Origin of the sequence: Paenibacillus medicaginis, from assembly GCF_042138635.1 — a bacterium.
GTDB lineage: Bacteria > Bacillota > Bacilli > Paenibacillales > Paenibacillaceae > Paenibacillus > Paenibacillus medicaginis.
The window spans coordinates 122,620-148,133 of the sequence record NZ_JBHIRY010000003.1; the positions used below are offsets into that span (position 1 = coordinate 122,620).

Here is a 25,514-nt window from a genome sequence, read left to right on the forward strand (position 1 = left end):
GATTACTGCTGCTCCGGAAGAAACACCTTGATGGCTGTCACGGCATGCGACTCCGGATCACGGCCAAAGATGCCGAGAAACTGGCCGTCCTCCCGATAAAGCCGGACAGGCTGATCATGGTCCACCGGCGGAAGCACAGCCCCCTGGGACAGTCGCTGTCCCTGCACGGCCGCTGCCGCCCTTTGATTGACAACCGTATGTGCGGGCATAAAAGCAACCGCATCATCCACCGGTATCAGACGCTCGCCCAGTGTGCCATCTGCGGTACAGCGCTCAATATCTTCGAACGTCAGGCAGCGATCTGCTTTGATGCCGGCGGACATGGTCCGTTCAAGACGGACCATCGTAGACGGATAACCAAGCTCGCGCCCGATATCCACGCAAAGAGTACGGATGTAGGTGCCTTTGGAGCACAGAACCCGAAATGATACATCGGTATATGTATCCCTGTTGACAAAGCCGTTCATTCCCAGCCCATAGATGGTGACTTCCCGGCTTTTGCGCTCCACCGTTTTCCCTTCCCGGGCGAGCTCATACAGCCGTTTGCCTGCTACCTTGACCGCCGAATACATAGGGGGCACCTGGCTGATCACGCCGGTAAAACGCCGCAGCACCGCTGCTGCCGCCGCCTCCGTCACCGCCCGTGCGTCAGCTTCCTCCACCACCATACCCGTCATATCTTCCGTATCGGTTGCAATACCAAGACGCAGTGTAGCCTGGTACTCCTTCGGCTGTTCCTGCAAGTATTCGACAACCCGGGTCGCTCGTCCCAGACAAAGCGGAAGTACGCCGGTGACCTGCGGATCAAGCGTGCCGGTGTGGCCAATCCGTTTCATTCCCAGCAGGCGGCGCGCCTTGGCCACCACATCATGGGAAGTAAAACCGGCGGGCTTGTAGACAGGCAAGATCCCTTCCCAACTTTTCTTCATAGCTGCTCCTTAACTCTGTTGACGACCCGTTCGACAACTTCCGCAAGCGAGCCCTCCACGCGGCAGCCGGCGGCACGCACATGCCCTCCGCCTCCAAAGGAATGGGCCAAAGCCGCCACATCAACTCGGCCTGCGGAGCGCAGGCTGGCTTTGACTGCTTGTCCGTCGATCATCTTAAATAAAATGCCCACTTCCACTCCCTGGATGTTACGCGGATAATTTACGATCCCTTCCAGATCCTCGTTTTCGGCTCCCGCAGCCGCCATATCTTCGGGCCGGACAGTCACCCAGGCAATTTTGCCATCAGCGGTCATTTCCAGCGTCGACAAAGCCTGTGTCAAAATTTGCACCTGCGCCAGCGACAGGCATTCGAGCAGCCGTTCCGACAAATCCGGACCATTCACACCATGAGACAGCAGTGCAGAGGCGATAGACATAACCTGGGGAGATGTATTTGAATAGCGGAAACCGCCGGTATCTGTCAACAGGCCGGTATAGACCAGGGTTGCTATCTCTGCATCCCAGTTTACGCCCCACAGTTCCAGCAAATCAAATAAAATTTCGGCCGTGGCTGCCGCATCCGCCTTGATCACATTGACACTGCCATAGCCGTCATTGGTCGGATGGTGATCTATATTCAGAATAAGCGCATCATCTGCAAAATACTGCTCGGTCAGCCCAACGCGGCGGAAATCTGCACAGTCCACACAGATCACCCGGCTGTACTTGCGGTCCAAGGGCTGAACGCTCATATTCACGATATCATCAGCATGCCACAAAAATTTCATCCGCTGCGGGATTGCCCCCTCGTTCAGCATCGTAAATTTTTTGCCCAGACATGAGAGAAGCCAGCCCACCGTTAAGGTCGAGCTGACTGCATCTCCGTCCGGCTGTACATGCGACACGATCAGGAAATCATCATGCTCCTGCAGGAAATTTTTTGCCTGCTGGAGCGCCCGTTCATAAGTCTGCATTGCCGTCTCCTTTACATTCAATTCATGATTGATCTTCCTTGCCGATGTCATTAAGCAGTTTTTCGATGCGACTGCCATAGGCAATGGATTCGTCAATTTTAAAAATCAGTTCCGGTACATGGCGGAGCCGGATTCTTTTGCCCAGCTCCGAGCGAAGAAAGCCATTGGCTTTGTCCAGCCCCTTGAGTGAGGCCTGCTTCTGTTCTTCGTCTCCCAGTACGCTTAAATATACTTTGGCCTGGGACAGATCATTGGTCACGTCAACACCCGTCACGGTCACAAAACCGATGCGCGGATCCTTCAACTCGCTCTGGATCAGCAGGCTCAGCTCCTTTTTGATCTGTTCCCCGACACGTCCTGTTCGTATTTTAGCCATTGTAGCTCACCTTTCTGCCCTCAGCGTTCCACCGTCTCCATGACGAACGCTTCGATGACGTCGTTTTCCTTAACATCATTATAGCCATCAAGGGTGATACCGCATTCGTAGCCTTGCGCCACTTCCTTGGCATCGTCCTTGAACCGCTTCAAGGAATCGATTTTACCTTCGAAAATTACGATGCCGTCACGGATCAGGCGGGCTTCCGCGTTACGGGAAATTTTGCCGGACGTAATCATACAGCCTGCAATGGTTCCGACCTTGCTGACTTTAAATACGTTGCGCACCTCGGCATGACCGATAATATTTTCTTTGTATATCGGATCAAGCATACCTTTCATCGCCTGCTCGATTTCTTCGATTACGTTGTAGATAACGCGGTGCAGGCGGATGTCCACTTTCTCGGAATCGGCCGTCGCCTTGGCCTGATTGTCAGGCCGAACGTTAAAGCCGATCACAATCGCATTCGAGGCCGCAGCCAGAATGATGTCGGACTCATTGATCGCGCCTACACTGCTGTGGATGATCTTGACGCGCACACCCTCAACTTCAATTTTGTTCAGGGAGCCTTTCAGCGCTTCGACGGAGCCTTGCACGTCACCTTTAATAATGACGTTCAGATCTTTCATTTCGCCGTCTTTAATATGCTGGAACAGGTCGTCAAGGGTTACCCGTGTATTGCTGCCCAGCTCGGATTGACGCTGTGTGGTTGCACGTTTTTCAGCAATGGCACGTGCTTTGCGCTCATCTTCAAACACCATGAACGGATCGCCGGCCAAAGGCACTTCTGTCAGACCGGTAATTTCTACCGGTGTGGAAGGACCTGCCTCTTTCAGACGGCGGCCTTTGTCGTTGACCATTGCCCGCACCCGCCCGAAGCAGTTGCCCGCCACAAACGCATCGCCGACTTTCAGCGTACCGTTCTGCACGAGAATCCGTGCCACCGAACCGCGGCCTTTGTCCAGTTCCGCCTCGATGATGGTTCCGCGTGCGCGCTTGTCGGGATTCGCTTTGTACTCGTTTACTTCCGCGACCAACAGAATCATTTCCAGCAGGTCTTCCAGACCCATTTTTTGCTTGGCCGACACGTTCACGAAGATGGTATCGCCGCCCCACTCTTCCGGAACAAGCTCATATTCCGTCAGCTCTTGCTTCACTTTATCCGGGTTGGCATCCGGCTTATCAATTTTATTAACCGCTACGATGATCGGCAAACCTGCCGCTTTGGCATGGTTGATCGCTTCCACCGTTTGCGGCATCACACCGTCATCGGCTGCAACAACGATGATGGTCATATCCGTTACCTGGGCACCGCGTGCACGCATGGCTGTAAACGCTTCGTGGCCTGGCGTATCCAGGAACGTAATCTTCTTGCTGTTGATTTCCACCTGGTATGCGCCGATATGCTGCGTAATGCCTCCGGCTTCGCCGCCAATAACGTTCGTGGAGCGAATCGCATCAAGCAAGGTGGTTTTACCGTGGTCAACGTGGCCCATGATCGTTACAACTGGTGGACGCGTGGTCAGACTCTCCGGTTCGTCATTTTCCTCGGTCGTTTCAAAACGGTCCTCTTCGACCGGAATCTTCACTTCGACTTCCACTCCGAAATCGCCTGCAAGCAGGAGAATCGTATCCATGTCCAGCTCCTGGTTGATGGTAGCCATCGTGCCCAGCATAATGAGCTTTTTGATGACCTCGGAAGCGTCCTTGTGCAGGAGCTTAGCTGTTTCGCCAACGGTCATTTCACCGCGCACGATAATTTTCTTCGGAGTGTTGTCAATTTTCTCGCGGCGCTGTTCCTGCTGTCCCCCGCGGCCACGGTTGTTGTTGAATTTCCCGCCTTTGCCGCCACGTCCAGCATTGCCACGGTTTTGACCTCCGCCGCCTGTACGGTCCTCAAAGCGGTTGTTTCCTCCCTGACGGCCACCGCCGCCACCGTTGTTGCGGTTATTGCCGCCGCTGCGATTGCCGCCGCCTTGCCCGCCGCGGTTTTGTCCTCCACCGCTGCGTTCGGCCGTTTTGACCGTTGCTCCGCCGTCACGCTGTCCGCTGTTTTGCGGACGGGAACCTACACTTGCTCCGCCGTCGCGCTGTCCGCTGTTTTGTGGACGGGAGCCTACGCTTCCTCCGCTTTGCTGGCGCGGTGCGGAACCTCCCTGCGGACGGTTGCCGCTGCCCGCATTGCCTTGTCGTTGCCCACCGCTCCGGTTCTGACCGCCCTGGCCGGAAGGGGAACCGCTTCTCCGGTTATCCTGACCGCTTTGCGGTCTTGAGTTTGTACTGCTCTGGTTTTGGTTGGTTTTTTTATTATTCATACTTACCTGCTTTTCCTGTTGAATTTTGGGTTGCTCTGTCTTTTGCGCATGGATCTGGGCCGTACCTGCCCCGCTTTGCTTAGCGGCGTTGGATTTGATTTCCTTGAAGAAGTTTTCAACCTTGCTTACGGCATCGTTCTCCATAACGCTCATATGATTGTTAACGGGAATGTCAAGCCTTTTAAGAATCGTAATAATTTCCTTGCTGCTCATATTCAATGACTTGGCGTACTCATAAACCCGCAGTTTGTCTTTGCTTTCCTGTTTACTCAATATACTCCACCTCCGACATAATCCCCGCATGTTTCAAGATCATTTGCGCGAACCCTTGATCCGTTACCGCCAGCACGACCCGTTCGGCCTTGCCGACACTGTTGCCCAAGCTTTCCCGGTCAAACCCTATCAGCAGTGGAATGTTGTAGAATCCGCATTTATCGCGGAATTTCTTTTGAGTATTAACTGAAGCATCTTTCGCAAGGATGACCAGCTTGGCTTCGGAAACGCGCACAGCCTTCAGTACGATTTCATCACCGGTTACCAGTTTGCCTGCCCGCATGGCCAGGCCTATATTGGACAGCGCCTTATTCATCATCGGCACTGCCTTGTGCCGCCAGGAATTCTTCCTCGGCGGCAGCGAAATCCCGGGCCAATTGATCATGGATTTCCGGATCTACCTGATGCTTTAAAGCACGATCCAGCGCTTTGTTCTTCCGGGCCAGCTTAAAGCATGCGTCCTTGCCGCATAAATAAGCCCCCCGGCCAGATTTTTTACCGGTCAGATCAATCAATATTTCGTCTTCAGGGGTTTTGACGATGCGGATAAGCTGCTTCTTCGGCATCATTTCCTGGCAAGCCACGCATTTGCGCAGCGGTACCTTTCTCTGTTTCATTCGACTCCCCCCTTAACCTTGCGTTTAATCGACAGAAACGGAATCCTGATGCATCTCCTCGTCATTGCTGCGAGGTCTGCCGTACTCTTCTTCCGCCTGGGTTTCGCTCTTGATATCGATCTTCCAGCCTGTCAGCTTGGCGGCAAGCCGCGCATTCTGTCCCTTGATGCCGATGGCGAGGGACAGCTGGTAATCAGGAACGATGACACGCGCCATTTTTTCCGCTTCAAACACCTGCACCTCCAGCACCTTGGAAGGGCTAAGCGCATTGGCTACATATTCATCGACATTGTCGGAGTAGCGGACGATGTCGATTTTCTCACCGCGCAGCTCATTGACGATGGTCTGCACACGCGTGCCTCTCGGGCCAACACAGGAGCCGACCGGATCGACTTCTTCGTTACGCGAGTATACGGCGATTTTGGATCGAAAGCCGGCTTCACGGGCCACGGAACGAATCTCCACAACCCCATCGAAAATTTCCGGAACTTCAAGCTCGAACAATCGTTTGAGCAGGCCCGGATGAGTGCGGGACAGCAGAATTTGCGGCCCTTTCGTTGTATTCTCCACTTTTGTGATATATGCCTTGATGCGGTCCAGATGGTTGAACCTCTCATTCGGCATCAGCTCGCTGAGCGGAAGCGCTGCTTCAATCTTGCCAAGATCCACGTAAATATTACGCTGATCCTGCCGCTGTACGGTGCCTGTGACGATATCTTCCTCTTTATCGACAAAAGCATTGTAAATCAGTCCGCGCTCCGCCTCGCGAATGCGCTGGGTAACCACCTGTTTGGCTGTCTGGGCAGCAATCCGCCCGAAATCACGCGGCGTTACTTCAATCTCCGCAATGTCGTCAAGCTGGAAATGCGGATTGATTTCACGCGCAGCCGGCAGGGAAATTTCGGTACGAGGATCCAGCACCTCGTCTACGATCAGCTTGCGAGCAAACACTTTGATAACCCCGGTGTTGCGATTCATATCGACACGAACGTTCTGGGCCGTGTTAAAGTTGCGTTTGTAGCTGGAAATCAGGGCGGCTTCAATCGCTTCGAACAGCACATCCTTGCTGATGCCTTTTTCCCTTTCCAGCTCATTCATTGCTTCAATAAAATCCATACTCATGGATCATTTCTCCCCCTTTCAAATCATGGCGTCTTGCGCAAAACGGTTTGTTCCTTGTTGCAATCAAGGAGACCGGTCGTTTCACGCCAGACCAATCGTCACTAGTTGCAGTCAAGCATTTAAAATATGATCGCCAGCCGCGCTCCCGCTACTTTGGCGTACGGAATGACATGCTCTTTTTTGCCGGTTTGCACCGTAAGCTCATCATTTTCAAATGAAAGCAATCTGCCCTCAAATTCCTTGAGGCCGTTAACAGGCTCGTATGTAGTAATGAATACGTCTTTGCCTACCGCTCTGGCCACATCCTCCGCTTTCCTCAGCGGACGTTCCGCACCGGGAGATGATACTTCCAAAAAATAAGCATCCGAGACCGGGTCCTTCTCATCCAGCTTCTGGCTGAGATATTCACTGATCATACTGCAGTCGTCCAGGTCAATTCCACCGTCCTTGTCAATAAAGACGCGCAGAAACCAGTTACTGCCTTCCTTGACGTATTCAACGTCGACCAGCTCGAAGCCATGCTCAATCAAGTAGGGTTGAACCATTTCTTCCACGATGGATTTGATCTTTGGTGTGCTCAAAGATTATAACCTCCAAGAGTATCGTTTCCTGTATATCTGTTTTTGCCGCGCCACCCGGGGCCTGCGCCAATAATTCACAAAACCGCCATAGCAAAGAGTAAAGAGTGGGTTTCCCCACTCTTTAGCGACGGTTTTATCTCCATGATTACCAAAAAAATTATAGCATAACCAGATGTAAGTGACAAGGGTTGAAGCTTGACTTCCTCACAGAGAGGACAAGCCTAGAAGAGGGAAAGCTGATTGCTTTCCGGAAGTCCGCGGAAGCATCCCATTTGCGACAGCATCTCCACAATGGTTTTACTTGCCTTCGATTTTTGCTGAAAATCCTCGATCGACAAAAACTCACCCTGCTCGCGGGCAGCGGCAATATTACGGGCGGCGTTTTCCCCGATTCCAGCCAAGGCCCCGAACGGAGGAATCAGCGAATCGCCGTCGACCTTAAAGCGGGTCGCTTCCGAACGGTAAAGGTCAATCGGCTTAAAGGTGAAACCGCGGGCTGTCATTTCCAGCGCCATCTCCAGAATCGGCAGCATGTTTTTCTCCTTCGGCGGAGCCTGGAACCCGAGCTGCTCGATTTCGACAATTTTACGGCCGATCGCTTCATAGCCCTGGCAGCATAATTCGATATCAAAGTCGGCTGCGCGGACCGAAAAGTAGGTCGCATAAAATGCAATCGGATGGTACAGCTTGAAGTAGGCGGTGCGGACAGCGGAGATAACGTAGGCAGCCGCGTGCGCCTTCGGGAACATGTACTGGATTTTGAGACAGGAGTCAATGTACCATTGCGGCACTTTGCATCTCTTCATCTCTTCAATCCATTCCGGCGTCAAGCCTTTGCCTTTACGCACGCTTTCCGTAATTTTAAAGGCAAGACTGGCGTCCATCCCCGCCTTGTAAATAAGGAACAGCATGATATCGTCACGACAGCCGATAACCGTTTTGATGTTGCACGTGCCGTTTTTAATCAGATCCTGCGCGTTGCCGAGCCATACCCCCGTACCGTGTGACAGACCGGAAATCTGCAGCAAATCCGCAAAGGAGGAAGGCTGTGATTCGATCAGCATCTGGCGCACAAATTTGGTTCCCATTTCGGGGATGCCATAGGTGGCCACCGGGGTTCGGATCTGCTCCGGCCTAACGCCAAGCGCTTCCGTTGAGTTGAACATGCTCATGACCTTGGGATCGTTCATCGGTATCGTAGTCGGATCAACCCCCGTCAGGTCCTGCAGCATTCTCATCATTGTCGGATCATCGTGTCCCAGAATATCAAGCTTGAGCAGGTTCGCGTCAAAGGCATGATAGTCAAAATGGGTGGTCTTCCATTCCGCAGAGGTATCATCCGCCGGAAATTGAACCGGAGTGATATCCTCCACTTCGATATAATCTGGCACAACGACAATCCCGCCGGGGTGCTGACCCGTGCTGCGCTTGACGCCGGTACAGCCGGCGGCCAGTCGGTTCAGCTCCGCGCCGCGCCATTTCTGGTTATGCTCTTCTTCATACTTCTTGGCAAAGCCGAAGGCAGTCTTCTCCGCAACCGTGCCAATGGTGCCTGCCCGGAATACCGCTTTCTCCCCGAACAGCACCTTAGTATAGTTATGGGCATGTGGCTGATATTCGCCCGAGAAGTTCAAGTCGATATCGGGAACCTTGTCCCCCTTAAAACCAAGGAACGTCTCGAACGGAATGTCTTGCCCCTCCCCTTTAAGCTTGCCGCCGCATTTCGGGCAGTCCTTGTCGGGAAGGTCGAATCCGCTCGGCACGCTGCCGTCCAGGAACCATTCACTGTGCTTGCATTCCGGATTCAGACAAATATAATGCGCAGGCAGCGGGTTAACCTCGGAAATGCCGAGGAACGTCGCCACCACCGATGATCCTACGGAACCACGCGAGCCGACCAGATACCCGTCCTGGTTCGACTTCTTGACAAGCCGCTCGGAGATCAGATAGTTGGCCGAAAAGCCGTATTTAATGATCGGCTCAAGTTCCTTCTCCAGACGGGCGACAACGACTTCAGGAAGGTCCTCCCCGTAGATGGATCTGGCTGTCTCGTAGCAGGTGTTGCGGATCTCTTCATCCGCTCCCTCCAGGATCGGAGTAAAGAGCTTGTCCGGGAACAACTCCAGCTCTTCGAACCTGTCGGCCAATTCGCTTGTGTTGGCAACAACCACTTCATAAGCCTTCTCTTCACCCAGGAATTCGAATTCAGCCAGCATCTCTTCCGTCGTGCGCAAATGGGCGTCAGGCTTGCGTATACCTTTGAGCGGGCTGAAGCCGGTAATACCATGAATCGTGATGTCGCGGTAAAGCTTGTCCCTTGTCTCCAGGTAATGAACATTTCCGGTGGCGATGACTGGTTTGCCGAGCCGCTGTCCGATATCGTATATTTTGCGCAGCGCCGTTTTAATCGCTTCCGGGTCGCTGACAAGCTGCTTTTCTACAAGATGCATGTACATTGTAAGCGGCTGGATTTCCAGCACATCATAGAACTGCGCCACTTCCTCAGCCTCTTCGACGGTTTTGTTCAACACGGTTTCGAAAAATTCGCCTTTTTCGCAGCCGGAAATAATCAGCAGGCCTTCCCGCATCTCGGACAATTTCGATTTTGGGATACAGGGCACTCTTTTAAAATATTCTGTGTGCGACTGAGAAACAAGTTTATACAGGTTCTTCTTGCCGACCGGGTTTAGCGCATAAATGCAGCAGTGGAACGGCCGGGCTGTGGATAAATTCTTGCCCACATCATCATTAAGCCGATCCAGCCGTGTCATGCCTTTCATCTGTGCGGCATCGGCGAGCAGGCCGTTCAGCACACCTCCGAGCGCTATCGTATCATCAATCGCACGGTGATGGCTTTCCAATGCGACTTTGTATTTGTCCGTCAGCGTATTGAGTCTGTGATTTTTCATGGTCGGGAAGAGCAGGCGTGCCAGCTCCAGCGTATCCAGCACCGGATTCGTCAGCTCAGTCAGCCCCATTTTCTTCAGGGTGGCCTGAATGAAGCCGATATCGAAGCGGGCATTGTGAGCGACCAGCACCGCATCTCCAACGAATTTCACAAATTCCTCCATAACCGGTTCCACGCCCGGCGCATCCTTGACCATCTCATCCGTGATATTGGTGAGCTGCTGGATATTATAAGGAATCCGCTCATGCGGGTTGACGAAGGTAGCATAACGGTCAATTTCCTGGCCTTCCTGCATTTTCACAGCCGCTATTTCTATAATTTTGTTCTGTGTAATCGAAAGACCTGTTGTCTCAATATCGAATACGACATATGTAGTCGTTTTAAGATCAATCGGCTGAGCCTGCATGACAACCTCAATGGCATCGTTGACTACGTTGGCTTCCACTCCGTATATCATTTTGATACCGTTCTTCTTCGCTGCTTTGGCCGCTTCGGGATAACACTGCACACCGCCATGATCCGTTACGGCGATCGCTTTATGCCCCCATTTGGCGGCTGTTTTGATATAGGTATCAATGGAGGTTACCGCATCCATGGTGCTCATTTTCGAATGCAGGTGAAACTCCACCCGTTTCTCCGGCGCATTGTCTTTGCGCGACGGCGGGGCCTGTACCTCCACCAGGTCGGAAGGAATCATGGCCAGCTCCGGTACCTGCATGAACCGATCGTATTCCACCCGTCCCCGAACCTTTACCCATTTGCCGTTGGCCAGCAGGCTCAGAATTTTCAAGTCTTCCTTGGTCTTCGCGAACATTTTCATCTGCAGTGAATCCGTAAAATCTGTCAGATAATAAGTGAACAAGGTGCTTCCGTTACGCAGCTCCTTGCTGTCCAGGCCAAAAATCGTTCCCTGCAGTGTGACCTTTTTTTCCTCATCCTGAATTTCCTGAATCGGAACAGGCTGCTCTTTAATTTCATAGCCGAATTGGAGGCGCACTTCCCCTTCCTCTTCATCCGCCAGCGGCATCTCGGTCTCCATGCTTTCCATCATGCGCTGGATAACCTCGCGCTCTTCTTCCAGCTTCTTCTGCTGGAATTGCTCAAGTGCTTCCTGGTTGCCTTCCCCAGCCTGCATCTTGACCCGGAGCGTGAGATGAAAATATCGCTCGTAAAAACGAACAATCGCCTGGTCGATCTGTTTTTTACGAGCCAGTTCCAGCGACATAGCATCCGTCATCGTCAGCAGCAGCAAACCGTTGTCCCAGTCATGGCCAGCCCTGATCATCCAGCCGTTAACCGAAGGAATTTCGCGTTGGACCCATTCCAGGAACATTTTCCAATACTCGTCGATAATGTCAGCTCTGTTTACAGCCTCACTGTATTGAAATCCAAAAGTAATTTTGGCAATATGACTCATCTTTTCCTGTACCTGCAAGCAAAACGTCCGGTATACCGGAGCGGGAACCAGCGTTTCTTTCGCCAGAATAATATTCCACTCTTTGTTGCTGCGGCTGATCTCCACCCTTTCGATCCATCCATCCAGAAAGTAAGGATCTACTATACCGGGGGCTACGCTCGCCTGCTTCATCAGCAGTTCAAGTCTCTTTCTCTTGTCGTCAGCACCACTCATGGTTCTCCCACCTTCCCCAAAACATGAAGAGCCCCTGGTCCGCAAATGCCATCGATGGCAACAGACACACCGACAATTTCTGCGATCAGAAGCTCATTTAGTTACACCATGCTGTATTTTACTTGATTAATAAGCTCGTGCGAATACCACGGTATGCTTGGCAGGCTGTCCGCAGCACAGGCAGACCGACTTCTCTTCGGACGGCTTGAAAGGAATGTTGCGGCTTGTTGCCCCAGTTACCTCTTTCACCTTGTCTTCGCAGGCCTCAGAGCCGCACCAGCCGGCCAGCGTAAAGCCGCGCTTCTCCTCCATCAGAGCTTTCATTTCATCGAGTGTGTTCACAGAATAAAAATTTTCCTGCATAAAGGACTTGGCCCGGTCGTACATTTCCTGCTGAACCTGAGCAAGCATCGCGTTGATTTCATCAATCAGATTGGACTGCTGCACCACTTTCTTCTCGCCGCTGATGCGGGAGACGAGCACGCAAACTCCGTTCTCCATGTCACGAGGCCCAAGTTCGAGGCGGACAGGCACTCCGCGCATTTCATATTCGTTGAATTTCCAGCCCGGACTGACGTCGGAACGGTCATCTATTTTCACACGTACACCGGCCTTCTTCAATTCGGCATAAAGCTCATCCGTCCGCGCCAGCACCGCGTCACGTGTCTTCGGCGGGCCTATCGGAATCATGATGACCTGGGTAGGCGCAACCTTGGGAGGCAGCGCCAGTCCGCGGTCATCCCCATGCACCATGATCAGCGAACCGATCAGGCGTGTGCTCGTTCCCCAAGAGGTGGTGTGCACATACTCAAGCGTATTGTCACGGCTCAAATACTTGATATCGAACGCAACCGCAAATTTCGTGCCAAGATAATGGGAGGTCCCCGCCTGCACCGCACGACCGTCGCGCATCATCGCTTCCAACGAGTACGTATTTACAGCTCCGGCGAAGCGCTCGGATGGAGTTTTCTCGCCGACAACGACCGGTATCGCGAGCACATCTTCGATAACCTCGCGATATACCTCCAGCATTTTCATCGTTTCCTCGCGAGCCTCTTCTTCCGTCTCATGCGCGGTATGACCTTCCTGCCACAAAAACTCGCTTGTGCGCAGGAAAGGAAGCGTACGCTTCTCCCATCTGACCACGTTCGCCCATTGGTTAATGAGCACAGGCAGATCGCGGTAGGATTGGATCCATTTGGAGTACATATGGCCGATCATCGTCTCGGAGGTAGGACGGATCGCAAGACGCTCCTCCAGCTTTTCTCCCCCGGCTTCCGTCACCCACGGCAGCTCCGGATTAAAGCCTTCCACATGCTCTTTTTCTTTCTGGAAAAAGCTCTCCGGAATAAACATCGGGAAGTAGGCGTTGCGATGTCCCGTCTCTCTGAATCGAACGTCCATCGCATCCTTGATATGCTCCCAGATTTCGAAGCCGTCCGGTCGGAAAACGATGCATCCCCGCACAGGAGAGTAGTCCATCAATTCCGCTTTCTTGATGACATCAATGTACCAACGGGAGAAGTCCTCCCCCTGCGGTGTAATTTCAGACACGAATTGTTTATCTTTTGACATAAAAAGGCCGTCCTCCCATCAGGGTCCGGCCACAGCCGGACCCTGGCATAAATTAACCGTTAATCAAACGCAATATATCGTTATAGGTGACCGCAATCATCAGCAGGAACAGCATCGCAAAGCCAACAAAATGCACCATGCCTTCCCTGCCTGGATCAATCGGCTTGCCCCGCACAGCTTCTACACCAAGGAAAATCAAGCGGCTGCCATCCAATGCCGGAATCGGCAGCAGGTTGAAGATGCCAAGATACAGGCTCAGAATAGCCGCCCAATACGTGAGCTGATCGATGCCCTGCTTGGCGATTTGCCCGGTGACCTCAGCCGTCCGTACCGGTCCTCCCAAATCATCGATAGAGAAATTCTGAATCAGCTGGCGGAACCCGTCAAAGATCGCTACGGTCGTATCTACCATCGACTGGCCTGCAACCTGGAATGTTTCGGCAAATCCTGCCTGCCTTGTTGGCAGCACCGGTGCAATTCCGACCTTGCCGCCTTCCTGCCCTTCCATCGCCACCGGTGTGATCGTCAGGTTCAGTGATTCATCCCCGCGCCGGATCACCCAGTCCATGGGCCGGTCCTTGGACGCTGCGATCAGATCGATCAGCTTTTGCCGATCTGCGCCAACCTGCTCTCCGTTAATGGATTCGATCCTATCTCCCTCATGGATTCCCGCCTTATCGGCAGGCATGCCCTCCGTAACTTCTCCTACGATTACGTTCGTCGGATTTGCAACCTGAATGCCGGTCATCTGTACATGAATGGCAAACAGCACAAAGGCAAGCACGAAGTTCATTAACGGGCCGGCAAAAATAGCCATCGCTCTTTGCCCTACCGTCTTGCTGCCATACTGGCGGTCCCGGGGAGCAATCTGAACCGATTGCCCCTTGCTCACCGTCAACGCCTGCGGATGAACCTTGAACTGCTGGGAATCTCCATCCACATCAAGCATAAGGGTCAGGGCGTCCTCCAGATCAATGGACTGCACTTCACCGCGGATTACATTTTTGCGGTTATCCAGCTGATCAAGATAAATGGTCTTTACCAGGCCGTCCGATTCGCGTACAGCAATGGTCTGCCCGGCCTCAATCTGATTCAATTCCGGATCTTCTCCAGCCATCCGCGCAAAGCCGCCGAAAGGCAGCAGACGAAGCGTGAACTGGGTTTCATTCCTTTTATAGGAGAACAGTTTCGGACCGAAACCGATCGCAAATTCTCTAACCAGGATGCCGGCACGTTTGGCAAAATAGTAATGCCCCCATTCATGCACCGTGACAAGAACGAAGAACATGAGCACCGTCAGTAAAACCATTTGAACCGTTTCCAATCGTTTCCTTTCCCCTTTCGTGAGATCGAGTATGTCCTTCTAATTTATCATTATTCTCCGATCCCGTACAAGAGAATCACACAGGTGGGTCTTAATTGGAAAGAAGAAGGTTTTACAGCACTGCGGCGGTTGCCCGGACCTCATGGTCACAGGCTTCTATGGCCGGCAGATCCGGATTCACCGTATTGTGGTGTCGGTCGAGCACCCGCGCGATGATATCCTCAATCGCCAAAAAAGAAATTTCTCCTCTTAAAAACCGGGCCACCGCCACTTCATTGGCCGCGTTGAACGCAGTTGGCGCTGTTCCCCCTATTTTACCACATTCAAAGGCAAGTCTTAAACACGGGAACCGCTCGTAATCCATTTCCCGGAAATGCAGGCTTCCTGCCTCCGCCAATGACAAGGGCTTGGCTGGTGAAATCATGCGGTCCGGATAGGTCAGGGCATACTGAATCGGAACACGCATATCCGGATTTCCCAACTGGGCGATGATACTCGTATCCTTAAATTCTACAAAGGAATGGATGATGCTTTCGGGATGCAGCAGCACATGAATCTGCTCATAAGGCAATCCGAACAGCCAGTGGGCTTCGATCACTTCAAGGCCTTTATTCACCATCGTCGCCGAGTCGATTGTAATTTTCGCACCCATCGACCAGTTCGGATGCTGCAAGGCCTGCTCCACAGTAACATCCTTGAGCTGCTCTCTGGTCAAATCCCGGAACGATCCGCCGGAGGCTGTCAGTGTAATCCCCGCAATATCCTGCATCCGTTCTCCGTTCAGACACTGGAAGATGGCGGAATGCTCACTGTCGATCGGCAGCAGCTTTATCCCTTTCTTCCGCGCCTTTTCCGTGACGATATGCCCGGCAGTTACCAGCGTCTCCTTATTGGCCAGGCCAATTTGCTTGCCGGCCTCGATCGCGGCCAGGGTTGAAGGCAGTCCCATGCTGCCCATGACCGCCGTCACTACCGTATCCGCCTCAGTTCCTGCGGCTACTTCAATAAGACCTTCATCGCCCCAATACAGCTCTGTTCCCGGCGGCAGCTGCTCACAGATCTGCTCCGCCAGTTCCTTGGTAGCCACAGACACCTTCTTGGGACGATGACGTTGCGCCTGTTCCAGCAAAAGCGACGTATTGGTGCCAGCAGCCAGTCCCTCCACCTGATACAGGCCGGGGTGCATGCTGACAACGTCCAGTGTCTGCGTTCCGATTGAGCCTGTTGAGCCAAGCACAGTAATCTTTTTCATGACGCACCTTCCTTTAGAAAATCAGCACATGGTCTTCTGCAGCATCTATTACATTCATCAGGCAGGAAGCAGCATCAGCATATGTACAAACGGAAAAACAACGATCCAGCTGTCACACCGGTCAAGTATGCCGCCATGCCCAGGCAGAAGATTTCCCGTGTCCTTAATTCCGTAAACCCGTTTATAAGCAGACTGGACCAAATCCCCCAGTTGCCCGACGACCGCGCAGGACAAGCCGATGATCAGCGCATTCCCGACAGACAGCAGCCCTCCTGAAAACACCGCAAACACGACAGCCGCCGCTGCGGCCATAACGACCCCGCCGAGGGCGCCTTCGACCGTTTTATTCGGACTGATGGCAGGCCAAAGCTTCGTTTTACCGAAAGCCTTGCCCACAAAGTAGGCCCCTGCATCGCTTGTCCATATGCCGGCCAACAGTAAAAATGTCCAGAATACCCCGTGGTCCATATGGCGCGACTCCGCAATATAAGAAAATCCGATGCCCACATAGACGATTCCCAGAAACAAAAGGGCTGACGTCCGGATCGTGACCTGATTTTTGGTAAATACCGTAATCAGCATGAATAAGACAAGCAGCAGCCACAACATATTGGCAAGCGGCAATAGCGGCTGGATATTCAACGGTTGATAAGGAAAAACCAGCACCGTGATTCCCAGATAGCCCAGCCATGCGCTTCCACTGCCTGCAGAAAGTCCGATCATACGCACAAATTCATAAAATCCGATCCATGCCATGGCAAGAATGAACAGGTGATAAGGCAAGCCGCCCCACAGGACCATTCCCAAAAACAGGATGCCTGCCACTATACCGGTTATCAATCGCTGTTTCAACGGCTTCCTCCTCCATTATTTCAGGCCGCCGTATCTCCGTGATCTGCGTTGATACTCGGCCACTGCTTCGTATAAGTGCTCTTTGTTGAATTCAGGCCAATAAATATCCGTAAACCATAGCTCGCTGTAGGCCAACTGCCAGAGCATAAAGTTGCTCAATCTCAGTTCGCCGCTTGTACGAATCAACAGGTCCGGGTCAGGGATTCCATCCGACAGCAACGACTTTCCGATGAGCTCAGACGTAATATCCTCCGCTTTGATCGTACCGCCCTCAATTTCACGGCCAATCTTCTTCATGGCTTCGGTAATTTCTAGCCGACTCCCGTAATTGACCGCAAAATTCAGGATAAGCCCCGTATTGTGCTCCGTGCGTCGGATGGCTTCCTCGAAAGCTGCCTGCGTGTGTGGAGGCAGATACTCTTTATGCCCCATCACGCGAACCTGTACGTTCTTCTCAATCAATTCATCCAATTCGATAGCCAAAAATTCTTCCGGCAGCCGCATCAGAAACTCCACTTCTTCTTTTGGACGGGTCCAGTTTTCTGTGGAAAATGCATACATGGTCAGGTACTTGATTCCCAGCTCATCAGCGGCAATGGCGGTTCTTTTGACTGCCTTCATTCCATTCTGATGACCTACCACTCTTGGCATGCCAAGCCGCTTCGCCCAACGGCCGTTCCCGTCCATAATGACTGCTACATGCTGCGGAATATTGTCTTTTGAAACGGCCGGCGGCTGTTCATCCTTTTGCTCAGCACCCCACCAAGACCGAACCCGATTTATCATACCATTTCCCCCAACATTCTCTGGAAATTAGCCATAAGCGTGAAAAGAGACAAACCCCACCGTAATGGAGGGGCCGCAAGTCTCTTACACTTCCATGATCTCTTTTTCTTTCGCAGCAAGTACTTTATCTACTTCCGCGATGAATTTGTCCGTCGTTTTTTGGATATCGTCCTGATGGCGGCGGGATTCATCCTCGGAAATATCGGTTTTTTCAAGTTTTTTAATATCATCGTTGGCGTCGCGGCGGATATTGCGGATGGCCACCTTCGCCTCTTCACCATACTTCTTCGTCATTTTCACCAACTCGGTTCTGCGTTCTTCCGTCAGGGCTGGCACGACCAGTCTGATCGAAATCCCGTCATTGGATGGTGTCAATCCCAAATCCGACTTCTGAATGGCACGCTCAATGTCTGCCAGTGAGGATTTATCCCAAGGCTGGATCATCAGCGTCCGGGAATCCGGGGTGTTAATGTTGGCCAGTTGATTCAGGGGAGTCATGGCTCCGTAATATTCGACCTGAACACGGTCCAGCAGGCTCGGTGCAGCGCGGCCGGCGCGCAGTGTGGCAAGATCGCGTTTCAACGCCTGAATGGCTTTCTCCATACGTTCTTCCGCGCTTTTTTTAATGGATTGCGGCATTAATCTACACTCCCTTTAACGATTGTTCCGATTTTGTCCCCAAGCACAACCCGTTTGATATTGCCCTGCTCGGTAATTGCAAATACGATAAGCGGAATGTTGTTGTCCATGCACAACGACGAAGCTGTCGAGTCCATAACCCCGAGATTTTTGTTCAGCACATCCAGATAGGTAAGCTGCTCATACTTCTCGGCGGTGCTGTCTTTAAACGGATCGGCAGAATATACGCCGTCCACTTTGTTTTTAGCCATAAGGATGACCTCAGCCTCAATTTCCGCCGCACGCAGCGCTGCGGTTGTGTCCGTCGAGAAGAACGGGTTGCCGGTGCCTGCCGCAAAGATCACGACACGCCCCTTTTCCAGATGGCGGATGGCCTTGCGGCGGATGTACGGTTCCGCAATCTGCTGCATGGCGATCGATGTCTGTACACGCGTCGGCACATCGATTTGCTCCAGCGAATCCTGCAGTGCAAGTGAATTCATGACAGTAGCAAGCATCCCCATATAATCTGCGGTAGCACGGTCAATCCCGTTAGCACTTCCGGCGATTCCGCGCCAGATATTGCCCCCACCACACACGATAGCGACCTCTACACCCAAATCCACAACGTCCTTGACCTGCTGTGCAATGGATGCAATCGTATCGGCGTCAATCCCGTACCCGTTATTGCCCGAGAGCGACTCACCGCTCACCTTCAAGACGACACGTTTAAAAACAGGCTGTTTCAAATGCCCACCCTCCACTATTCAGTTTCTATCTATTTTGATGCCCATTTGCAAGAAAAGCTCCTGTCTTCAAGCAGGTAGCTTTTCTGGACAAGAGCGCACAATCCGTCCTTACTTGAAAGAAAAGGAACACTGGCGTGTTCCATTTTCCTCCTGACGCCTATACAACCCGTGTAAACGGTATTATTGTTTCACCTGGGACATAACTTCTTCATAGAAGTTATCTTCTTTTTTCTCCAGACCTTCACCCAGTTCGTAACGTACGAAGCGGCGGATGGAGATGTTCTCGCCGATGGTGCTGATTTTCTCGTTCACCAGCGTTGCGATTGTTTTGTCCGGATCCTTGATGAAGGATTGCTCCAGCAGGCAGAATTCTTCGTAGAATTTACCGATGCGGCCTTCAACCATTTTTTCAACGATTTTCTCTGGCTTGCCTTCGTTCAGCGCTTGTGCTTTCAGAATTTCTTTTTCTTTTTCGATCTCTTCAGCCGCAACCTCTTCACGACGAACGTAACGCGGGTTGGAAGCTGCGATGTGCATCGCGATATCGCGAGCGAATTCCTTGAATTGATCTGTTTTTGCAACAAAGTCGGTTTCGCAGTTGATTTCTACGATTACGCCAATTCTTCCGCCAGCATGAATGTAGGATTCCACGACACCTTCAGTTGCGATACGGCCCGCTTTGTTAGCAGCAGCAGCCAAACCTTTTTCACGCAGGAACTCGATCGCTTTCTCGATATTGCCGTTCGTTTCTTCCAGCGCTTTTTTGCAATCCAGCATACCTGCGCCTGTTTTTTCACGAAGCTCTTTTACTGCGCTCGCATTAACTGCCATATTAAATTTCCCTCCAAAAAAATTGATTGTTCTAAGTATTAGTTGCACTACTTGCTTTATCCCCAAAAAAAGGGCAGTGAAAGGTTATCCACCTACCAACCACCCTTTTCATTTAATTCATATATTACGAGCCGCAAAAGCGGTATTAAGCAGTAGTTTCTTCGCCTTGGTTAGCTTCCATAACAGCATCAGCCATTTTACCAGTCAGCAATTTAACAGCACGGATCGCGTCGTCGTTACCAGGGATAACATAATCGATTTCATCAGGATCGCAGTTTGTATCTACGATACCTACGATTGGAATACCCAGCTTGCGAGCTTCAGCAACCGCGATACGCTCTTTGCGAGGATCGATAATGAACAATGCGCTTGGCAGACCCTTCATATTTTTGATTCCGCCCAGGAATTTTTCAAGACGATCTTTCTCTTTGCGGAGAATGATAACTTCTTTCTTAGGAAGAACTTCAAATGTACCGTCTTCTTCCCAAGCTTCCAGCTGCTTCAGACGGTCAATACGCTTTTGAATCGTTTGGAAGTTCGTCAGCGTTCCGCCGAGCCAGCGTTGGTTGATGTAGAATTGTCCAGCGCGCGTTGCTTCCTCTTTAACAGAGTCTTGCGCTTGCTTCTTGGTGCCTACGAACAGAATCGTTCCGTTCTCGGCAGCCACGTTTTTCACAAAGTTGTAAGCTTCCTCAACCTTTTTCACTGTCTTTTGCAAGTCAATGATGTAAATACCGTTTCTTTCAGTGAAGATATAACGATCCATTTTCGGGTTCCAACGACGAGTCTGATGACCAAAGTGTACCCCAGCTTCCAGAAGCTGTTTCATGGAGATTACTGCCATCTTCACGCACCTCCTAAGTTTGGTTTTTTTGTGTGTTCCTCCGCTGACATCATCTTTCGTAAAAACTCCCGTCTGGAAGCACCCTTTACGAAATTAACCAACGTGTGTTTTTAACACCGTGAATTAATATACCATAAGACATGGGCCGTTGCAACCTAATTTTGGAGAGCCTGTTTCCCATGGATCATTTCGGAGGAGTAGTTATTTTTGTAATGATGGAATTAAAGGTTTCCCCTTCACGGAAGCTGTAGGTTCCGGAGCGGATTTTCGTATTGATTTTTTGCTCATTGGCCGCCTTCTGAAAAGCAGCCACATCCCCTATTACGCCTGCCTTCTGCAGGCCCTCGGCGACGTTGCGCAAGCTGCTTCCCGGTGTGATGCGGTACCGGATCGGCGGGGCCTCCGGCACTGCAGGCTGCTCAGGAGCCTGTGCCGTGCCGTTCCCTGTTTGCGGTGCAGCATTCTCCGGGTTATCGGTCTGAGGCCGCTGAGGGGCTTTCGGCTCGGAGGCGGAAGCCGTGCTTTTCGGTGCCGTCGGCGCCTCGGGGGGTTGGCTACCCTCGTCTATCACTTTCTGACGCCATTCTTCCTCGGTCATTAAAGATTCGTCGCTGTCATTGACCTGAAGTCCAAGACGTTGCGCCTCAGCCTCTACTTGTTCGCGTGTAAGCTCCCGTGGAGCGGCGGAGCCGATCGACTTCCCCTGGCCGATCATCGCGAGCTGGAGCAGCAGCGCCCCCAGAATCAGTCCTGTTCCCATTCCGAGCATAAACGTCCGATTCTTAATCATGCTGGCCCTCCCTCTCGGCCAGCTGCAGGATCAGCTGCACCTCACCGCGCTGCATCCCTGTCTGCCTGGCAACAGAATCCAGTGATTTCCCTTGGCCATGCAGGGAGAACAGCTCAGCATAGCGGTCCCGGATCGTCTCCTGAGGCTCGACCGTTTCTTCGATAGCAACATGTTCCTCAAGAAGAGGGACCGATGTATCCTGCTCCGCCTCCTGAACCGGGGCACCGGAATAGGTCTGCTCCCTGACAAGGCCAACAGCCAGCTGCGAAATGTCCGCACTATGGCGGTCCTGCCTTTCCAGCTCCATCACCCGCTGCCTGAGTTCGGCGGTTTGCTCCTGCATGGCAGCCAGCCGGGAAGCGTGATCCTGTTTCATCTGCGTGACCAGATCAATCAGCTCATCGTTTTCCCGACCGATATCAGCCATATACTGCTCAAGTGCAGCCTCCATGTTTTTCGCCAAATCTTCTTCCGGGCTTTTGCCGCCTCCGCGCTTGGGCAGCATCCAGCCGTACATCAAAGCGGCAAGACCCAGCAATATGATATATAACCATGGATCCAAAAAAAATCGTCTCCTTCACGTCCCGTTCATCGCCAATCAAAGGGACAAATCAATATGATGTCCTTTAAATGGATGCTCTGCCTGGTGTACGGCTGGCGGATTATCCTGTGTAGGCTCGGAACCGCGCCGCTTGTTGTTTCGGTGATCCCGGTAGTTTGATTGCCCTTCCCGGTCGCGGACAGCCGCGTCGGCGGACTGCTCGACCGCTTCGCTGCGCTGCCTGACCGCCTCGGTCTCTTTCACGGCCTGTTCCCCGAGAAGAGCCTGGTCATTGACCATTCTGTGCCGGTTCTCGCTTAGTACCTTTCCCGCCTCGCTCGTCCGCGGCACGGCAATTTGCAATTCAACGGCTTTCAAACTCACAGGATCACACCTTTCTTAGCAGCAGCTGCGCTTGCCAGCCCAAGATAACCGCATACCACCAAGAGGGATTAGATCAAGGTGGACATCGCAATGTCCCCATCCTGGTGATAGAACACCATTCGCTGTACAGAATCTTTAATATATTTCGTGTATCTGCCGATAACTATTTTAGAGCCGCTGTAAATCATGTTTCTGACTTCAACTCTGGCCGTATCCGCGTCTTCGAGCATTCTTTCGATTTCCAGAATTCTCGCCCGGTTCTCATTCTGCTCCCGCTCCGTGGAGACCTTGGTCGCCTTCAGCTTGATGCGCATGGCGGTCTTGTCAGGAGTAAGTTGACCGGCTGCGGCAATCTGATCCAAAAAGTTAAGCGCTTTGGACGTCTTGTCCAGGCTGACCTTCTGATCTTTAAGGAGATTGCGCAGCTCTGTCAATTCGTTGCGCAGCTCAGGCAAAACGCCGACCTCAATGCTGGTAGCCGTAGACATCGTATTGCCGATCGTTCTGGCCGCCACCTTTTCTCCGGCCTGGATGCTTCCGCCGACGATGAGTCCCTTGGCACCGTTGCATAGCACCTGTTTGCCTGCACGCAGGTTGGAATGCATAATGCTTTGCGAGACAATAATATCCGCCGCTGCTGTAACGTTGCCGTCCTGGATAAAGGAACATTTGACATTGTGGCCTGCTTTAACCCAGCCTTTATGATAGCCGATAATACCACCTGTGATCTCGATCGAACCGGCAGCTTCCAGTTCCGCGCCTTCAACTCCGCCGACGACCCTGATATCGCCGTCCGCCTTGACGCGAAACCCTGTAAGAACATTGCCGCGGATGACGACCGTTCCGACAAAATTGATGTTGCCGATGCTGTAGTCTACGTCACCGTTAACTTCGTAGACGGGAAAGACGTTGATTTTATCTTTATCCGTCATCGTCACCATTCCGTCAATGGCAGCATATAAAGCAGAGCCTTCAGGATGCACAACGACATTTTTACCTGCTTTAAACCTGGCTACTTTGCCTGCTGGGAAAGGGATTTCCTCCCCGGTTACTCCTGTGCCCGGCACCCCGGGCGCGGGATCGATGCGCTCGGCTAGAAGCTGGCCTTTGCGGACGTTGCTCAAACGAATCAATTCCTTATAATCCACTTTACCGTCCTGCGTCTTCAGCGGCCTATGTTCATCAGACTGACTCATATCTTCCGCCATGCGTATGTAGCCATCTTTCCCGCTGATTGGAGCCACTCCTTCAGCAATCAAGGTTTTGGCTAAAAAAAACTTGTCCGGACTGTCTGCCAGCTGCTGCAGCGCCTGACGGTTGATTCCATAACGTATGCTATGTTTCTCCAAATAACTCTCCAGATCCTGAAGCGAGCAATGAAAGCCCTCTTCATGCCTGGAAAATTCAAGGTAAGCCGCACTCTTATCCGGGGCAATCGTTATGCTCAAAAACTGATCCAGTACATACGCCTGCTCCATTATCCATTCTCCTCTCACATGATAGTGGTGGAGGTTTAATCCTTCCGCATCAGCAAATCCCGCTGCTTGTCCAATGTAGCTCTGAGACGAAGAATAGCTTTGGAGTGCAGCTGGGAAATACGGGAAGGGGATAATGACATAACCTCCGCAATTTCACTAAGGGACAAATCCTCATAATACAGTAAGGAAACGACTATCCGCTCCTTTTCGGTAAGCTTCTCAATACCCTGTACTAGCGCTTCCCGAAGATAGAATTCGTTTACTTTTTGGTCAGGATTTTTGGCCTTTTCATCAACCAGCAGAGACAGCCTTGTCTCCGCTTCTTCTTCCCGGATTGGATCTTCCAATGAATAGATAGACATGACGGCGACCTCCTGCAGCATGTTCTGAAACTCTTTTTCCGATACCTGAAGGTAGCTGCTCATTTCCTCGTCGCTGACGGTCCGCAAATATTTTTGTTCAAGCTTTTGATAGGCATCCTCGATCTTTTTGGCCTTTTCTCTGACGGAGCGGGGAACCCAGTCGCCTTGACGCAACCCGTCGAGTATGGCTCCGCGCACTCGCCATGAAGCATAGGTTTCAAACTGCAGACCGCGCTCATAATCAAATTTTTCGATAGCGTCAATCAATCCCATGACACCATTGCTGGCCAAATCATCCTTGGATACGTTCTTGGGCAAGCCAACTGCGAGACGGCCGGAAACATATTCGACAATAGGGAGATAGTTTTCAATCAGCTGCTTTTTGGCCTCCAGTTCGCCATGCTCTTTCCAGCGCTCCCACAGTTCAGCGTAATTCAAGTGAGCGGCTTTTCGCTCGGTCATCGGCTTCACCCTCCTCTATTTGTCTGTCAGGTGACGAACTGCCTTCGCCAATTCTTCAGGATCTTTGCTCGTTACGAGTTTGGGCGGATTGAGCGGCTTAAAGTCCGCTGGCTGCAACGGCTCTGAATTCGGCTGCGGTTTCAGCAGATCATTTAAATCCCTGCCTTCGTCAGGAGTAGTAAGGTCCAGATGCGAGCCCAGACCTTTCCCCTGCCCCGCGTTGCTGTCCGATTGCGGATAAACGGATGCCGGTTTTTCAGGCCGGGTAAGAATCCCCAGGGCAAAGCGGACCGCAAAAGCGAGCAAAAACCAGACTGCAGAAGCGATTAAGCCGCGGATTAAGCTGGTCACAAGCAAATTGCTGTTAAGGGACAACAGGAATGTCAGCACAAAACCGACGGCTCCGGACCACAAGTTCATGCGCAAGCTTCCAAATAACATGATTACAGTTCCTTTACACCTTTTTGTACGCTTCGAATACTTAAAACACCGGTAAGACAATCGAGCTCAATGGTTCGCCCCACATTGCCGCCCGTATCTTCAGCAATCAGGGGAACCCGCAGTTCCGTTAGCATCGCGCGGCATGATTCCACATTGCGGGGACCGATTCTCATGGTGTCTCCCCCGCCTGCAAAAGCAAACATCTGTGCGCCGCCGGCCATTTTGGCCACAATCCGGCTGCGCACCGCTCCGAGCTGAAGCATTCTGTCCAGCAGCTCAGGCAGGGCTGTATCCGCGTATTTGGCAATGTTGATCTGCCCTTCCCGCGCGATATCAGAAAAAGGAAGCATGACATGGGCCATACCTGCAATCTTCAGCTGAGGATCATACATCGTCAATCCGACACACGACCCCAGACCGGTCGTTCGGATCGCATCCGGGAAGCTGGCGACGTTCAAATCCGCCATGCCGACTTTAATTATATTTTTCTCCTCTATCAT

The 25,514-nt window shown here is 52.1% G+C and carries 25 protein-coding genes; all 25 read right to left on the bottom strand.

Features of this window, described 5'->3' with window-relative positions; genetic code table 11:
• Positions 1-2: 2 nt before the first annotated feature.
• Positions 3-929: a tRNA pseudouridine(55) synthase TruB gene (gene truB, locus ACE5LO_RS04670; protein ID WP_375518886.1), complete on the bottom strand. Its 927-nt coding sequence runs from the start codon at positions 927-929 to the stop codon at positions 3-5.
• Positions 926-1,903, bottom strand: coding sequence for a DHH family phosphoesterase (locus ACE5LO_RS04675; RefSeq protein ID WP_375518887.1), 978 nt, complete (start codon positions 1,901-1,903; stop codon positions 926-928). Before ACE5LO_RS04675 ends, truB begins: the two co-directional genes overlap by 4 nt.
• A gap of 22 nt (positions 1,904-1,925) precedes the next feature.
• Complete coding sequence (gene rbfA / locus ACE5LO_RS04680; protein ID WP_375518888.1) at positions 1,926-2,279, bottom strand: 30S ribosome-binding factor RbfA; 354 nt, start codon at positions 2,277-2,279, stop codon at positions 1,926-1,928.
• 20 nt (positions 2,280-2,299) lie between these two features.
• Positions 2,300-4,867, bottom strand: coding sequence for a translation initiation factor IF-2 (gene infB / locus ACE5LO_RS04685; protein ID WP_375518889.1), 2,568 nt, complete (start codon positions 4,865-4,867; stop codon positions 2,300-2,302).
• A complete protein-coding gene (locus tag ACE5LO_RS04690) occupies positions 4,860-5,183 on the bottom strand; it encodes a YlxQ family RNA-binding protein (protein WP_375354519.1) in 324 nt (107 codons plus the stop codon). Before ACE5LO_RS04690 ends, infB begins: the two co-directional genes overlap by 8 nt.
• Positions 5,176-5,484 (bottom strand): RNase P modulator RnpM, encoded by a 309-nt coding sequence (gene rnpM, locus ACE5LO_RS04695; protein WP_375354421.1) that lies wholly within the window; start codon positions 5,482-5,484, stop codon positions 5,176-5,178. The genes ACE5LO_RS04690 and rnpM overlap by 8 nt, the downstream gene beginning before the upstream one ends.
• A 24-nt stretch (positions 5,485-5,508) precedes the next feature.
• Positions 5,509-6,606 (bottom strand): transcription termination factor NusA, encoded by a 1,098-nt coding sequence (gene nusA / locus ACE5LO_RS04700; protein WP_375354419.1) that lies wholly within the window; start codon positions 6,604-6,606, stop codon positions 5,509-5,511.
• A 119-nt stretch (positions 6,607-6,725) separates the two neighbouring features.
• Positions 6,726-7,187 carry a ribosome maturation factor RimP gene (rimP, locus tag ACE5LO_RS04705; protein ID WP_375518890.1) on the bottom strand — a complete coding sequence of 154 codons (462 nt, stop codon included), beginning with the start codon at positions 7,185-7,187 and terminating at the stop codon, positions 6,726-6,728.
• Between the two features lie 221 nt (positions 7,188-7,408).
• Complete coding sequence (locus ACE5LO_RS04710; RefSeq protein WP_375518891.1) at positions 7,409-11,725, bottom strand: PolC-type DNA polymerase III; 4,317 nt, start codon at positions 11,723-11,725, stop codon at positions 7,409-7,411.
• 126 nt (positions 11,726-11,851) lie between these two features.
• Positions 11,852-13,300 carry a proline--tRNA ligase gene (gene proS, locus ACE5LO_RS04715; RefSeq protein ID WP_375518892.1) on the bottom strand — a complete coding sequence of 483 codons (1,449 nt, stop codon included), beginning with the start codon at positions 13,298-13,300 and terminating at the stop codon, positions 11,852-11,854.
• A gap of 52 nt (positions 13,301-13,352) precedes the next feature.
• Entirely contained in the window at positions 13,353-14,624 is a 1,272-nt protein-coding gene (gene rseP, locus ACE5LO_RS04720) for an RIP metalloprotease RseP (protein WP_375518893.1), read from the bottom strand.
• Positions 14,625-14,736: 112 nt separating this feature from the next.
• Complete coding sequence (locus ACE5LO_RS04725; RefSeq protein WP_375518894.1) at positions 14,737-15,876, bottom strand: 1-deoxy-D-xylulose-5-phosphate reductoisomerase; 1,140 nt, start codon at positions 15,874-15,876, stop codon at positions 14,737-14,739.
• A 57-nt stretch (positions 15,877-15,933) separates the two neighbouring features.
• Positions 15,934-16,728: a phosphatidate cytidylyltransferase gene (locus ACE5LO_RS04730; RefSeq protein WP_375518895.1), complete on the bottom strand. Its 795-nt coding sequence runs from the start codon at positions 16,726-16,728 to the stop codon at positions 15,934-15,936.
• A 15-nt stretch (positions 16,729-16,743) separates the two neighbouring features.
• Entirely contained in the window at positions 16,744-17,514 is a 771-nt protein-coding gene (uppS, locus tag ACE5LO_RS04735; RefSeq protein ID WP_375518896.1) for an undecaprenyl pyrophosphate synthase, read from the bottom strand.
• An 84-nt stretch (positions 17,515-17,598) separates the two neighbouring features.
• The gene (gene frr / locus ACE5LO_RS04740) at positions 17,599-18,153 is read right to left on the bottom strand and encodes a ribosome recycling factor (protein WP_375354404.1); all 555 of its coding nucleotides are present in this window, start codon (positions 18,151-18,153) and stop codon (positions 17,599-17,601) included.
• On the bottom strand, positions 18,153-18,881 hold the full coding sequence (gene pyrH, locus ACE5LO_RS04745) for a UMP kinase (protein WP_375518897.1): 729 nt from the start codon (positions 18,879-18,881) through the stop codon (positions 18,153-18,155). Before pyrH ends, frr begins: the two co-directional genes overlap by 1 nt.
• Positions 18,882-19,061: 180 nt before the next feature.
• Positions 19,062-19,712, bottom strand: a complete 651-nt coding sequence (gene tsf / locus ACE5LO_RS04750) for a translation elongation factor Ts (RefSeq protein ID WP_375518898.1) — start codon at positions 19,710-19,712, stop codon at positions 19,062-19,064.
• A 145-nt stretch (positions 19,713-19,857) separates the two neighbouring features.
• Complete coding sequence (gene rpsB, locus ACE5LO_RS04755) at positions 19,858-20,556, bottom strand: 30S ribosomal protein S2 (RefSeq protein ID WP_375354402.1); 699 nt, start codon at positions 20,554-20,556, stop codon at positions 19,858-19,860.
• A 184-nt stretch (positions 20,557-20,740) separates the two neighbouring features.
• On the bottom strand, positions 20,741-21,346 hold the full coding sequence (locus tag ACE5LO_RS04760) for a peptidase (protein WP_375518899.1): 606 nt from the start codon (positions 21,344-21,346) through the stop codon (positions 20,741-20,743).
• Positions 21,339-21,908 (bottom strand): hypothetical protein, encoded by a 570-nt coding sequence (locus tag ACE5LO_RS04765; protein WP_375518900.1) that lies wholly within the window; start codon positions 21,906-21,908, stop codon positions 21,339-21,341. The genes ACE5LO_RS04760 and ACE5LO_RS04765 overlap by 8 nt, the downstream gene beginning before the upstream one ends.
• 36 nt (positions 21,909-21,944) lie before the next feature.
• Complete coding sequence (locus ACE5LO_RS04770; protein ID WP_375518901.1) at positions 21,945-22,271, bottom strand: hypothetical protein; 327 nt, start codon at positions 22,269-22,271, stop codon at positions 21,945-21,947.
• A gap of 68 nt (positions 22,272-22,339) precedes the next feature.
• Positions 22,340-23,749: a flagellar assembly protein A gene (locus tag ACE5LO_RS04775; protein WP_375518902.1), complete on the bottom strand. Its 1,410-nt coding sequence runs from the start codon at positions 23,747-23,749 to the stop codon at positions 22,340-22,342.
• Positions 23,750-23,784: 35 nt separating this feature from the next.
• On the bottom strand, positions 23,785-24,573 hold the full coding sequence (locus ACE5LO_RS04780; RefSeq protein ID WP_375354392.1) for a FliA/WhiG family RNA polymerase sigma factor: 789 nt from the start codon (positions 24,571-24,573) through the stop codon (positions 23,785-23,787).
• A gap of 15 nt (positions 24,574-24,588) precedes the next feature.
• Positions 24,589-25,014 (bottom strand): hypothetical protein, encoded by a 426-nt coding sequence (locus ACE5LO_RS04785; protein ID WP_375518903.1) that lies wholly within the window; start codon positions 25,012-25,014, stop codon positions 24,589-24,591.
• A gap of 2 nt (positions 25,015-25,016) precedes the next feature.
• Positions 25,017-25,514 carry a chemotaxis protein CheD gene (locus tag ACE5LO_RS04790; RefSeq protein ID WP_375518904.1) on the bottom strand — a complete coding sequence of 166 codons (498 nt, stop codon included), beginning with the start codon at positions 25,512-25,514 and terminating at the stop codon, positions 25,017-25,019.